Below are 13,790 nucleotides of genomic sequence, written 5' to 3'. Positions count from 1 at the left end.
GCAACCTTAGGGAACAAAGCACAAAAGCATTAAGCCATACCGTCGATTTCTCGAAGTATGCTCAACCCTTCATTGGCACTTTCCACCTCACTGACGTGCATCATGCGCCTACCTTTTATTTCTTTCAAATCACATCGGCGAGGGTGCCTACCGATATAGTTGAGCACATTATCAAATGCCTTGCTCTTGTAATATGCACTCATGGGATTGCTCACAAACTGCATGGTCATTCTGCCTTGTTTCAGCATGAGCTTCTCACACCCTAAGCGCTTACCCACGCGTCGCAATGCAACGACATTCATGAGTTCTTCTCCTTCGTGGGGAATGGGACCGAAACGATCGATCAACCGCTGCCGATATGCTGCCAATTCGTTATCATCTTCAATATTATCCAATTCCCTATACAGCAACATACGCTCACTGCTACCGGGCACATAACTATCGGGGAAATACATTTCCAAATCGCTCTCCACGGCACAATCATCCACGAAATCGGCTCCAGACACCACTTCTCCACTTGCAATAGACTCTTCGTAAAGGTCGCTGAACTCATCATTACGCAGCTCGGTGACAGCCTGTGAAAGGATTTTTTGATAGGTTTCGTACCCCAAATCTTCCATGAAACCGCTCTGTTCTGCCCCTAAGAGATTTCCTGCCCCACGGATATCCAAGTCCTGCATGGCGATGTTGAACCCGCTACCTAATTCAGAGAACGTTTCAAGTGCTTCGAGTCGTCGGCGCGCTTCGGGCGTGAGAACCGACTTAGGAGGTGCCAACAGGTAACAAAAGGCTTTACGATTGCTTCGTCCCACACGTCCTCTCATTTGATGAAGGTCTGACAATCCGATGCGATGAGCATTGTTGATGATAATGGTATTGGCATTGCTGATGTCAATTCCGTTCTCAACAATCGAAGTTGAGAGCAACACATCGTAATCATGATTCATGAAATCTATCAAGATAGTCTCCAACTGTTCGGGCGGCATCTGTCCATGCCCAATCGCCACACGGCAATCGGGTACATATTTTAAAATCATCTTCTCAATCTCTGGCAGCGTGGAGATACGGTCGTTCACAAAATACACTTGCCCATTTCGGCTCATCTCAAAGTTGATGGCATCGGTGATGATTTCATGTCCATAAACACCAATCTCCGTGTGAATGGGATAGCGATTGGGCGGCGGCGTGCGCATAACGCTCATGTCGCGCGCACCCATCAACGAGAATTGCAGAGTGCGAGGAATGGGCGTTGCCGACATGGTGAGCGTGTCGACGTTGGTCTTCAGCTTGCGAAGTTTCTCCTTTGTGGACACGCCGAACTTCTGTTCCTCGTCGATGATGAGCAAACCTAAGTCGTGCCACTTCACCGACTTGCCAATCAACTTGTGCGTCCCGATGATGATGTCAATACGCCCTGCAGCCAAATCCTCCAACACCTGACGGGTCTGTTTGGCACTTCGAGCGCGCGACAGATAATCCACTCGCACCGGCATGCCACGCAACCGCTCTTGGAAAGTCTTGTAATGCTGGAATGCCAACACCGTGGTTGGCACCAACACGGCCACCTGCTTGGAGTCGCAAGCGGCCTTGAACGCTGCCCGAATGGCCACCTCGGTCTTGCCGAATCCTACATCACCGCATACCAAACGATCCATGGGACGCGCTTTCTCCATATCTGCTTTCACTTCTGCCGTGGCCTTTACCTGATCGGGGGTGTCCTCGTACAGGAAACTGGCCTCCAGTTCATGCTGCATATAGTTATCGGCACTGAAAGAAAATCCCTTATCATGCCGACGCTTGGCATATAACTTGATGAGATCGCGCGCAATGTCCTTGATGCGCTTCTTGGTCTTCTCCTTGAGCCGTTCCCACGCACCTGTCCCCAATGTAGACAAACGAGGAGGTTCGCCAGTGTCGCTACGACGATACTTGGAGATTTTATACAGCGCATGTATCGAAACATCTACAATGTCGCCTCGCTGATAGATGATGCGAATCATCTCTTGATACGTATTGCCTGTAGGCACTCTCACCAAACCTCCAAACTTACCAATACCAAAATCAACATGCACGATGAAGTCGCCTGGCTCCATCTCTTGCAGCTCTTTCAGCGTGAGAGCCATCTTGCCTGAGCGCGCCTTATCCGACTTGAGGTTGTACTTATGAAAGCGTTCGAATATCTGATGATCGGTAAAACAGCATATCCTCAGGTTGTTGTCCACGAACCCTTCATGCAGCGAAGCATCGCCCGTTCCCTTCAAAGAAAGCGGCTCCTGGAGCCGGGATGATGTCCTTGGGGCGCCATTATCGTCACGCAGGGCGGCATCGGGCGTAGCTCCCAGTATCTCACGAAGGCGCTCTACCTGCTTCTTGCTCTCGGCAAAGATGTACAGACTGTACCCTTGCAGCGCATAGTCTTCAAAAGTTTGGCGCAGCAAGTCAAAGTTCTTATGAAACAAGGGTTGCGGTGTAATGCTGAAGGTAATAGTGGCCTGTGGTGTGATGGGTGGCTGCGTACCAAACTGGATACATTGAAAGCCAGCCACATCGTGTGCGAATTGCCGTGCCGTAATCAGTTGCTGCTCTCTTCGCAGCGTGCGAATAATCTCCTGTTGCTCTACCTCTGTGGCTCCTTCCATGCGCTCTTGCACCACCTGCGACGCAAAACCTTCATTGTATACACGGTCGATGGTGTCGTGAACGTAGGTGAAATCTTTCATCACCAACAACGCGTCGGCGGGCAAGAAGTTTAGGAACGGCACTTTATCACTGTCCGCAGTGGCCAATTGAGGTACGATTTCTATAGCCGTTTGCTTGTCCTTAGACAACTGGTCTTGTACGTCAAAGGTGCGAATGGTATCCACCTCATCACCAAAGAAGTCGATTCGCAAAGGCCATTCGCTGCTGAACGAATAGACGTCTACAATGCTCCCGCGTACGGCAAACTGCCCAGGTTCGTACACATAGTCCACTTCCTGGAACTCAAAAGCCAGCAAGTTTTTCTTCAGTTGCATGGGGTCTACCGTTTGTCCCACATTCAATTTGATGGTACCCTCGTCCAGTTTTTGCTTGGACACCACCAGTTCGCAGAGCGATTCGGGCGAGGCGACGATGTAAAGAGGCTTGCCCGCCGCCAGCTTGGACAACACCTCGGTGCGCAATATCTCGTTGGCGGCATCACGTTGCCCATACTTCACGGCCCTACGGTATGACGATGGGAAATACAGCACCTGCTGATTGCCAAGCGCCTGCGTCAGGTCGTGATAGAAATAGCCAGCCTCATCGGCATCCTGAAGAATGAAAAGAATGGTTTTGGTCAGCTGTTTGGCCATTCCGGCGAATAGCATAGGGGCGGCGGAAGCCATGAGTCCTTGCAGGAAAACGGTCTTAACCGACTTGTCTTCCAGTGCTTTTCGAAGCGCACCAGCCTGTGGCGACGCTCCATATAGTTGTTGAATGTCTTGTATATTCATCGCAAATGCGTTGAGCATACAAAGGTAATGAAATAAGCTGGAAAAATGGATAAAAGAATGAGCAATATCAGACCGTCTTCCAAACCCATTGACTTTGACCCTCAAAGTCAATGAGATTGGCAGGCAAAGTCAATGCTTTTGGCGACCAAAGTCAATGCTATTTATTCATAACCTGTATCGAATTGAAAACCAACAGGTTACCAGCAGGCAAGTCAGTTCAATCCTTGGGCATGGGTGGATATTTGCGCAACCAGCCATCTAAGCGCAAACGCATCACGCCAAAAAAGGCCTCTCCAAAGATGCCGCCACTCATCTTGCTTACGCCCTCACGACGATTGACGAAGACCACCGGCACCTCTTTGATTTTGAACCCTATCTTATAGGCTGTGTATTTCATTTCAATCTGGAAGCCATAGCCCTTGAAACGCACCTCATCTAATGGAATTGTTTCAAGCACACGGCGCTTGTAACACTTAAATCCGGCCGTGGTGTCATGCACGTTGAGGCCTGTCACAAATCGCACATACTTGGATGCGAAATAACTCATCAACACTCTTCCGATGGGCCAGTTGACCACATTCACGCCACTGACGTAGCGGGAGCCGATAGAAAGGTCGTATCCCTCGTCGTGACAGGCGGCATACAGGCGAGGAAGGTCGTTGGGATCGTGACTAAAGTCGGCATCCATCTCGAAGATATAGTCGTATTGATGTTGCAGTGCCCACTTGAATCCAGTGATGTAAGCCGTGCCCAACCCCAGTTTACCCGACCGTTCAATGATGAACAATCGGTCGGCGAACTCGGTCTGCATCAACCGATGAACGATGGCTGCGGTGCCGTCTGGACTGCCGTCATCGATGACCAGGATGTGAAAACACTTATCCAATGCGAAGACGGCACGGATGATTTTCTCCATGTTCTCTTTCTCATTGTACGTCGGAATGATGACGATGCTGTCGGTTTTGTTCATAGTTTTATTATTTTATGGGTTCAAGATGTGGTGAAAAATGAGTGCGAGCCAAATGCAATCAAGCTGGCTTGGAATTGCCAAGGCGATGCCTGTCTTTTGCAAAGGTAGTGCGAGCCGAACGCAATCAAGCTTGCTTGGAATTGCTAAGGCGATGCCTACCTTATGCAAAGACAGTGCGAGCCGAGTGCAATCAAGCTGGCTTGAAATTGTTGAGGCGATGCCTGTCTTATGCAAAGGTAGTGGAATTAGTGTGATATGCAAAAACATTTCACGGCATTTTTACAGTCGGCAGTTGTTGTCGCACATGCCGTTCACTGGTCAGGATTCTCGACAAAACCCTGATATTCGGGAGCCAGAGCACTCATGATGGCTTGATAGCTCTCGTCGATGGTTTGACTGATGTGCCCAGCATCCAGCGTCTTTGGTGCGATAGGTTCGTGAATAGTCAGACGCAAAGGATGCCAGGAAACCCATTTCATGTCGCGCATGCGAGGCATAACGTTGAAAGATCCGTTGATGGTCAATGGCACAATGGGCAGTTGAAGGTCGTTGGCCAGCATGAAAGCCCCCCGCTTAAAAGTAGCCATGTGACCCGTGAACGTGCGCGAACCCTCTGGAAAAACCACGAGCGACATGCCATCTTGCAGTGTCTCGTGTGCCTTATCGTAGGTTTCTTTGACCTTACTGGGACTGCGTTTGTCAACAAAAATATGGTGTGCCGCTGCACAGGCACGTCCGATAAACGGCATCTTGCGCAGTTGATGCTTCATCATCCACTTGAAATTGCGCCCTAAGAATCCATAAATCAGGAAGATGTCGAAAGCGCCTTGATGATTGCTGACGAAGACATAAGAGCGTTTCGGTTCCAGATGCTCACGTCCTTCCACCTTCACGGGCAACAGCAGGACACGAACAACCAGCCGCCCCCACCATCTTCCGGGATAATAACCCCAGAAATGTCCGTTACCAAGCGTACACCCAATGGTGACGACCAATGCTGTGAGCAGGGTGAAAACAGCGATAATGGGTGCTGCGATGAACAATTGATAGATGCGGTACAGATATTTCATACGTCCTGTTTTTTCTGATTATTTCTGCCGATGCAGGGTGATGACGACTATTTCTGCCGGCACTCCAAAGCGAAAAGGAACGAGCCCACCCAGCCCGGCTGTCACATAAAGAAAACGGTTGCCCACCTGATAAAGTCCCCAGTCCTCGGCATACTTGAACTTGGAGGGGCGGATGCCCAGCACGCTTATCTGTCCACCATGGGTGTGCCCACTGAGCGTGAGCTGTGCTTTCGACTCGGGTAGGATGTGCCGTCGCCATGCCGAGGGATCGTGCTGCAGCATCACAACAAAAGCATCATCGCCGACACCTCGCAAGGTTTGATGGATGTCATCACGCATCGGATGCGGTGGAAGGCCATCGTTCTCACCGCCAGCGATGACGATGGAATCGCGTCCTCTATAGATAGACCGGTTCTCGTTCAGCAAGACTGTCCATCCACATTGTCGCTGACGCGAAATGGTTTCACGTTCATTGGCCACCTTGACGGCGGCATCGGCATGGATATATCCACTGTAATCATGGTTTCCAAGAACAGAATAAACGCCATCTTTCGCCTTGATGGATCTGAAAAGCCCTACAAACGGATAGAGTTCTGAGGGTTGCAGGTTCTGCAAGTCGCCCGTAAAAACCACCATATCGGCTTGCTGTGCCCGAATACTGTCAACGGCTCGTTGCAAGATAGGGCGGCGTGATTTCAGATAACTCCCCACATGCGCATCAGACCAATGCACGATGCGATAGCCGTCAAACGATGCGGGTAGATCCTTGAAGGTGACGTCTACATGCTTCACATTCAGTTTTCTGATGCCGAAGGTAGACCCATAAACAAATATATAGATGAGCAACAAACCCAGAATGAGCCCCACCAAGTTGCCCCAGTTGCGGCGTTTTTTGCGCAATCGGCAAAAAAATAGTCCGATAACCGAACAGATGGAAAACATCGCTTTGGGCACGATGAGCAGGCAAAGCAGCAGCAAATAGTTGTCAATCCAAGCCGGATTGTCGGGGATGAAGTTAGGTTCGATGGTCATCTTGATGGTGTAAGCCAGCATCAAGAGAGCGGGAAGCCACCATAAAAGACGCTTCCACCAGGTGTATTTTTTCTTCTTCCGCAGGTAATGCAGGTCAAGATACACATCCGGAAGGATGATGAGAAAGAGAAGAAAGATGAATATTCTTGCAATCATAGGGTCAATCTGGCATCGGATAAGCTATTGAATGAGTGGACTGCGGACGAAAGTTATCGTCGGAAACACAAAGCCTCACCCCGATAATCCTCGTCAAACACGCCGTCATCGTAGACCAGATGACCGTTGCAGAAGGTCTGCATGACCTTCCATTGATAGGTGTGTCCCATCATTGGACTCCATTTACACTTGCTTTGAATCACGGATTCGGTCACTGTCCAAGGCGTGTTTGGCTTGACGATGGTAATGTCGGCTTTGTAATTTTCGCGCAAGAATCCCCGCTCGTTCACGCCGAACAACAGGGCTGGATGATGACACATCAACGTGACCAAACGCTCAATAGTGAGCACACCCGCATCTACCAACTCCAACACCGTGGGCAAAGAGAATTGTACCATGGGCATGCCAGAAGCGGCAGTGCATGCTCCGCCTTGCTTATCGGGCAGCAAATGAGGTGCGTGATCGGTCGCTACGGTATGGATTTCTCCTGTAGTGAGCGCCCTTCTTAGCGCCTCACGGTCGGCTTTTGTCTTGATGGCAGGGTTGCATTTAATCAGACTTTTCAGGGTTTTATAATCATCATCATAGAACATCAAATGCGGTATCACAGCTTCGGCGGTGATGTTGTCATCGCTACCAAAGAACGTTAGCTCCTTCGCAGTGGTGAGATGAGCCACATGCAGGCGTGTTCCGTACTTCTTTGCCAATGCCACTGCCAAGGCTGTCGACTTGTAACATGCTGCTTCACTGCGTATGATGGGATGCAAAGAGATGTCCACCTGCTCTCCCAATCGCTGTTTGTAGGTCTGCATGTTGGCGTTGATAAGGGTTGAATCCTCGCAATGTGCAATGATGGGGAATGGACAAGTACGGAAAATTTGCTCCAAGGTTTCCCGTCTGTCTACCAGCATATCCCCTGTACTGGCACCCATGAACAACTTGATGGCCGGCACTTGATGGAGGTTGAGTGCTGGAATGAGGTCGGCATTTTGATTGGTCGCACCGAAGATAAAGGTATAGTTAACGTGGCTATGCTGCCGTCCCAACTCGTGTTTAGCCAGCAAAGTTTCCAGCGAAGTAGTTTGCGGAACCGTGTTAGGCATGTCGAAAAAAGATGTAACACCACCGTAAGCCGCAGCTCGGCTCTCACTGTCAATATCGGCTTTTGCCGTCAATCCCGGCTCACGAAAGTGCACATGCTCGTCGATGATGCCCGGTAATACAAAACACCCTGTGGCATCTACTTGCTTATCGTAGTGGCCACAGGGAGCTTTCTTACCTTCAATAATTGAAGTGATACGGTCATCTTGAATCAGCACAGAGCCTTCGAAAGCCCTACCTTCATTAACGATTGTTCCACCGTATATAACTATTGTCATGGTTATGGTTTGTTTCTACTCTGTCTTTTCCGAAGGTTTTGCCAAATCAGCAGGTGATGCTGGTGGTGGAAGCTGCTGCCCATTTGGTACCGATTGACTAGCTGCAGCAGGCACATCCTTCAAGCCATTCATGATTTGTTCGTTCTCTTGCGCCTTTTGATAGTAATCTTTAACGTACGGATCGTTCTTGAATTGGTTGGTAGCCTTGCTCATGATGTCCTCAATCCATGGCGTCAGCTCGGGATATTGATTGCCGATGGTCATCATGAAGAACACTCCCGGCCCCAACACATTGTCGAAATTCTCTGTCACGAAGGTAGTAACCAGATGGTCTTCCCGCTGACTCAAACTTTCTGCTTCAGCATTGAGCTGCGCGTTAACCACATCCATGTTGCTTCCATTCATGATGGCTTGGTCATGTCGATGCACCAGTTCGGCCTGCTGACTCTTCAGCTGATTGTACTCATTGAAGAACTTAAACAGCTTGTCATTCAAGGGTGTGCCGCTCACAATCTGCTGGGTGTTGTTGATGTTGATATTGATGTCGCCCTCTTCCAACACGAAAGTAAGCACGCTCCTGTCATCCATGAAGATGTTTGCCATGCGAGCCGAGTCCAATGTTCCTGCGAACTGAAACTGCCCGTGTACCACTTCACTGGAGTCGATGTTCTTGAAATCGTTATCTTGCAGCACCTTGAGGTACAACATTCTACCATCCAAGTCGGTTACGTTGGATGACCCTTGCACATGATAGCTATTCGCACACGACGTGAACGCTACAAGAGAAATAAGCAGGTATAATATCTTATTCATATATGTATTCTTGTTCTGTTTCTTTCAGGGCATCTTGTCAGCACTCTCTGGAACACCTCATTCACAAACAATCCTGGCCGCCCATCTTTTGCAAAGATGGTGCAAGCCGAAAGCAGTCAAGCTTGTTTGAAATTGCTGAGGCGCCGCCCATCTTCTGCAAAGATAATATGTATTGTCTGTGAACAAAATTATTTAATGCTATTTAATTTGTTTACAGGCTCCTTTTAGCATTTTTTTGGAATACAGAGCCTCAACTACTACTCTTTTGACAACTCATGTTCAATGCGGTGCATGGTGTACATCTCCAAGATAGCCGCAATGAGCAGCAGAACCACCCACTTGTTATAAATGGTGTTATAGTACGTCAGGTAGTTGTCAAAGGCCGATTGCAGAAAGCGATAGACCATGTCCACCATCAGGAAACCAGACAGGATGAAGAAGATGTCGGCCAAGCTCATAATGCGTTTCAGCCGCTTCACGATGAAATTGTGACCTTGGTATTCCTGCATCATCTGCATGACGCCAAACATCAAAGCGCCCGCAAGATAAATCCAACAAGCGATTTTCTGCTGCCACATCAGGGCGAAGCATCCGGCGCCAACCACCATTATGGCCCCACCGGTGAGGAATATTAGGGTCTGCAGTTTATTGAGTTGTTTCATTTGTCGATTGAGGTTGTTCTGTTTTAGGGTCATCACTCAACACGAAAATGTCTTCATCATCGGCCTTCATGAAATAGTTTTCTCGCGCTATCTTCTTGATGGCACTGGGATCACGCTTTAGTTCTCTCAGCTTCTTCGTGTTGATTTCATTCAGCGATTTGTACTTGTTGATATCTTCTTTCAAATCACTGATTTGCCATTCCAGCTGTACACGTTTCATGAAACTGTTCTCATCAAGGACTCCAACAATGAGGAATCCACCAACAAACACGATAAGGTATTTATAGTGATTGACGAAGCTCAGTATGACATTGACACGTTTCAAGAGTGGTAGGATTTAATGATTGCAAAAATAAACATTATAATTGAAAACGAAAAATGCACCTGACATAATTTCATCTTATTAACAAATAATCAAACAGGGCGGGCCAAGGATGTCTAATCTTTTTGCTATCTTTGCAAAACAAATTCACCCACAATGAAAGATTACATTGTTTCAGCGCGCAAATACCGGCCGATGACCTTTGACGCTGTCGTTGGCCAATCCGCGCTTATCACAACCCTTAAGAACGCCGTAAAGAGCGGGAAGCTGGCTCACGCCTACCTGTTCTGCGGTCCGCGCGGTGTCGGTAAGACCACCTGCGCACGCATCTTTGCCAAAGCCATCAACTGCCTGAACCCCACAGCAGATGGTGAAGCCTGCAACGAGTGCGAGAGCTGTCAGGCCTTCAACGAGCAAAGATCGTACAACATCTTTGAACTTGACGCCGCCAGTAACAACTCGGTGGAGAACATCAAGTCGCTGATGGACCAGACACGCATACCGCCACAGGTAGGCAAGTACAAGGTATTCATCATCGACGAGGTGCACATGCTCTCCACATCGGCCTTCAACGCCTTTCTCAAAACGCTGGAAGAGCCGCCCGCACACGTCATTTTCATCCTGGCAACGACCGAGAAACACAAGATTTTGCCCACCATCATCTCGCGTTGTCAGATATATGATTTCGAGCGGATGGCCACTACAGACATCATCAACCACCTGAAAAATGTGGCTCAGCAGGAAGGAATCACCTACGAAGACGCTGCCCTGAACATCATCGCAGAGAAGGCTGACGGCGGCATGCGCGATGCCTTGTCGGTCTTCGATCAGGCTGCCAGCTTCTGCCAAGGTAACATCACGTACGACAAGGTGCTGGAAGATCTCAACGTGCTGGATGCAGACAATTATTTCAAGATGGTGGACTTGAGCCTCGAAAACAAAGTGAGCGACGTGATGGTGCTGCTCAACTCTATTCTCGCGAAAGGCTTCGATGGTGGACTACTCACCAACGGACTGGCCTCGCACATACGCAACGTGCTCATGGCGAAGGATGCACAGACGCTGCCTTTGCTGGAGGTGAGCGAGCAACAACGACAGAAATACCAGCAGCAGGCGCAGAAATGCCCAACGAAATTCTTATACCAAGCGTTGAAAATACTGAACCGTTGCGACGTGAACTACCGTCAGAGTAGCAACAAACGCCTGCTGGTAGAACTCACGCTCATCGAAGTGGCGCAAGTGACACAGGCAGATGACGCTTCCGACGGTGCGGGGCGCAGCCCCAAACGCTTAAAATCCTTGTTCAAAAAGTTGGCTCCCGCGATGGGCGGTGAGACCAATCAACGTGTGGCGAGCTCAGAGACCAGCAAGGTGTCTCCAGCAAATGCCCGCCACACCCCCATCACATCAGCACAACGACCATCAACCCCAACACCGGCTGCAACAAGTAAGTCAGCCGGCCAAAGGCCGCGGCTGACACTCTCGGATATTGGAATGACCTTCAACGACTTGCGTAACGGCGGCAAGAAGCCATCCTACCAAACCAAACCCGAACAGCAAGTAACCACACAAAACACGACCTTCAGCGAGCAAGAGCTAATGATACAGTGGAAGATGATGTGCAACCGAATGCCACAAGAGAAGATAGGTTTGGCGCAACGCATGAAGAACTTGACGCCCCGTATCACCACCTTCCCCAACATAGAAGTGGTTATCGACAACGACATCCTGCTCAAACAGTTGCAAGATGACAAGGAAAACATCCTGGCAGAGATGCGCACACTACTGAAAAACGCGCAGCTCAACATCAACCTGCGGCTTGCTGAAGCCCAGGAAGTGACCAAGATTTACTCGAAACGCGAAATCTTTGAAATGCTCAAAAACGAGAATCCACAGTTCTCCAAACTATGCCAGAGCTTAAAATTGCAGTTGGGGTAAGTCTATTTTCATTTGTTTTTTCATAGCTCTCGCATACCCAGAAATTGGTCATTGGACGATGTCCACCAAGTAAATTTATTTAACACGAGTTTTCTGTAAAATAGGATTTTCCAGCGCGGAAAAATGCCCTTTTTATCCCCCAAAATTGCACTCTCACGCATACGGACATGTCTTTACCCTTCAAAAGCATAGCTTTTACCATCCTATTTACATGAGTTTGGACGCCAATAGATAGCATTTAACCGCCCAAAAACAGCGGTTTTCAGTGCTTCTGAATAGGCAAAAATAAGACAAATACCTAATTATCAACGATTTACATTTTGAGCGTATTTCAGGCAGAAGATTATTTTGTGAGAAATACGCGAGTTATGAAGGGGGTAAAACCGCAAAGTTTTCTGTTTTTAACACTTGCGACATCCCATCACATGCATAGATAAAAAAAAGGCATCGCCACATGTGACGTTGCCTCTTTACCATATTATTAAATAAAATAAATTCTCCTTTCAAAAGATGAAAGGCAAGATTTTACTTGCTGTTCAAGTTAATCTTGCTTCCCAAATGAATGGCCTGTGCTATAGATATAGCCACAACAGCCAAAGTCATAATTGTTACCATAATCTTTTTACCTTTCTTTTAAATTTGTTATCCTTTTGTCTTAATGACGATGCAAAGATACAACCATCGCGCTGTGTGCGCAAACATTTTCACTCATTAGTCGCATTTTATGCTGTTTTGTTGATACAAATCAAAGAAAACAGTCATTGAGCTACTTTAAAAAACCCATTTATTTATTTGGATATCCACTAATATTACGCTACATTTGCATAGTATATTTCACATACCAGTATATCAAACAAACAATACAACAAACGGGTCTACATGAAACAAGCCACCCATCAAACCTTGAAGGTAGCACTGTCTTTACTCCTTGGCAGTGCCATTCTATACTGGATGTACCGCGACTTTGACTTTCAACTCATCAAGAACGTGGTACTGCATGAGATGGATTGGACCTGGATGTGGCTGTCGTTTCCCTTCGGAATATTGGCTGAAGCTTTTCGTGGTTGGCGTTGGAAACAAACGTTGCAGCCCATGGGCGAGCGTTCCAGGGCATCAGTCAGGGTTCATTCTGTATTCCTATCGTATGCCGTCAGCTTGTTGATTCCGCGCATAGGCGAGTTCGCCCGTTGTGGCATTTTAAGCAGATTTGACAGCGTGTCGTTCCCCAAAGCATTGGGAACCGTAGTGACCGAGCGCATCATCGACTCTCTCTTGGTGTTGCTCATCACGGCCCTCACGCTGACAGCTCAAATCAAAATATTCGATACTTTTTTCGTTCACACGGGCACCAGCATTGACGCGATACTGCGACAATTCTCTACTGCCGGCTACATTGTCACGGCCATCTGTGCCATGGCGGTGTTGGTGTTGGCATTTTTCCTACTAAAACGCTTGTCTATATATAATAAGGTGAAAATCACCTTGCATGACATCGGACAAGGTATTTCTTCACTTCGACAGGTAAAAAGCATACCTTTGTTCATTGCTTTCACCTTATTAATATGGCTATGCTACTTTCTGCACTATTATCTCACCTTCTTTTGCTTTGATGCCACCGCCCACTTAGGACTGTCGTGCGCATTGGTAACGTTCATCGTAGGCTCCATTGCCGTTATCGTACCAACGCCAAACGGAGCCGGCCCCTGGCATTTTGCCGTCAAGACGATGCTGATTTTATACGGAGTAGCTGAAACCGATGCCCTATACTTTGTGCTGATTGTACATTCAGTGCAAACTCTTTTAGTGGCCATGCTGGGCATATACGCATGGATAGCCCTATCGTTCACAAAGAAAAAACTTAAATGCGTGAAGGCAGGAAAAATCGTTCTGCCAGCGCAAGAATAACAGAAAAACCTATTTATTCACCACGAGTTGGAAGCAATGTGTATCAAAACACACGAGCAACAACTCTAAA

Annotated in this window: 10 protein-coding genes; 2 read left to right on the top strand and 8 right to left on the bottom strand. The window is 48.1% G+C overall.

Features of this window, described 5'->3' with window-relative positions; translation table 11 throughout:
- Window positions 1–29: 29 nt before the first annotated feature.
- From mfd to HMPREF0650_RS06610, 8 genes are all read right to left on the bottom strand, one after another.
- On the bottom strand, window positions 30–3,473 hold the full coding sequence (gene mfd, locus HMPREF0650_RS06645) for a transcription-repair coupling factor (RefSeq protein ID WP_040562741.1): 3,444 nt from the start codon (window positions 3,471–3,473) through the stop codon (window positions 30–32).
- Between the two features lie 217 nt (window positions 3,474–3,690).
- Window positions 3,691–4,443 carry a polyprenol monophosphomannose synthase gene (locus HMPREF0650_RS06640; RefSeq protein ID WP_004349385.1) on the bottom strand — a complete coding sequence of 251 codons (753 nt, stop codon included), beginning with the start codon at window positions 4,441–4,443 and terminating at the stop codon, window positions 3,691–3,693.
- Between the two features lie 311 nt (window positions 4,444–4,754).
- Complete coding sequence (locus HMPREF0650_RS06635; protein ID WP_004349384.1) at window positions 4,755–5,513, bottom strand: lysophospholipid acyltransferase family protein; 759 nt, start codon at window positions 5,511–5,513, stop codon at window positions 4,755–4,757.
- A gap of 18 nt (window positions 5,514–5,531) precedes the next feature.
- Window positions 5,532–6,701, bottom strand: a complete 1,170-nt coding sequence (locus HMPREF0650_RS06630) for a metallophosphoesterase (RefSeq protein WP_004349382.1) — start codon at window positions 6,699–6,701, stop codon at window positions 5,532–5,534.
- Window positions 6,702–6,754: 53 nt separating this feature from the next.
- Window positions 6,755–8,080 (bottom strand): dihydroorotase, encoded by a 1,326-nt coding sequence (locus HMPREF0650_RS06625; RefSeq protein ID WP_004349381.1) that lies wholly within the window; start codon window positions 8,078–8,080, stop codon window positions 6,755–6,757.
- A gap of 15 nt (window positions 8,081–8,095) precedes the next feature.
- Window positions 8,096–8,893, bottom strand: coding sequence for a DUF4369 domain-containing protein (locus HMPREF0650_RS06620; protein ID WP_004349380.1), 798 nt, complete (start codon window positions 8,891–8,893; stop codon window positions 8,096–8,098).
- A gap of 257 nt (window positions 8,894–9,150) precedes the next feature.
- A complete protein-coding gene (locus tag HMPREF0650_RS06615) occupies window positions 9,151–9,555 on the bottom strand; it encodes a hypothetical protein (protein WP_040562699.1) in 405 nt (134 codons plus the stop codon).
- The gene (locus HMPREF0650_RS06610; protein ID WP_040562698.1) at window positions 9,539–9,880 is read right to left on the bottom strand and encodes an FtsB family cell division protein; all 342 of its coding nucleotides are present in this window, start codon (window positions 9,878–9,880) and stop codon (window positions 9,539–9,541) included. The genes HMPREF0650_RS06615 and HMPREF0650_RS06610 overlap by 17 nt, the downstream gene beginning before the upstream one ends.
- A gap of 153 nt (window positions 9,881–10,033) precedes the next feature.
- Here HMPREF0650_RS06610 and HMPREF0650_RS06605 point away from each other — a divergent pair, with 153 nt between their 5' ends.
- Window positions 10,034–11,815, top strand: a complete 1,782-nt coding sequence (locus HMPREF0650_RS06605) for a DNA polymerase III subunit gamma/tau (RefSeq protein ID WP_004349375.1) — start codon at window positions 10,034–10,036, stop codon at window positions 11,813–11,815.
- Between the two features lie 879 nt (window positions 11,816–12,694).
- The gene (locus HMPREF0650_RS06600) at window positions 12,695–13,720 is read left to right on the top strand and encodes a lysylphosphatidylglycerol synthase transmembrane domain-containing protein (protein WP_004349374.1); all 1,026 of its coding nucleotides are present in this window, start codon (window positions 12,695–12,697) and stop codon (window positions 13,718–13,720) included.
- Window positions 13,721–13,790 lie beyond the last annotated feature (70 nt).

Source organism: Hoylesella buccalis ATCC 35310 (assembly GCF_000177075.1).
GTDB lineage: Bacteria > Bacteroidota > Bacteroidia > Bacteroidales > Bacteroidaceae > Prevotella > Prevotella buccalis.
Note: the sequence above shows the minus strand (reverse complement) of the source record. Positions and strands in the feature narration are given on the sequence as shown.